The organism is Salinimicrobium oceani, from assembly GCF_012037645.1.
In genome coordinates, this window is the sequence record NZ_JAAVJR010000939.1 from 1 (window position 1) to 386 (window position 386).

The 386-nt window shown below is 42.7% G+C and carries 1 protein-coding gene; it reads left to right on the forward strand.

From position 1 onward, the window contains the following. Positions 1-386 (forward strand): PAS domain-containing protein (locus tag HC175_RS20155; protein WP_168139843.1); only part of this gene is annotated, 386 nt, incomplete at both ends.

Consider the following 386-nt stretch of genomic DNA (forward strand, 5'->3'; position numbering starts at 1 on the left):
CCTTCAGCTCAAAGAAGAACTTGCAAAGAAGGCTACGGACAAATACCGGAAGATCATCAATTCCATGGATGAAGGTTTCTGTCTCATTGAGATCATTCGGGATCCTTCGGGTGCTTGTGTAGACTATAAATATGTAGAAACCAATCCTGTATTCGAGCTTCAAACAGGTTTAAAAGATGTGACTGGGAAAACTGTAAATGAATTGGTGCCGGACCTGGAACCTTTTTGGAAAGAAACTTACGGGAATGTGGCCTCCACAGGAGAATCTATTCGATTTGAAGATTATGCCCAACCAATGGGCAGGTGGTTCGATGTAAACTCCTTTAGAATTGACTCACCCGATGAGCAGCACGTAGCAATCATTTTTAAAGAGATCACCGAACGCA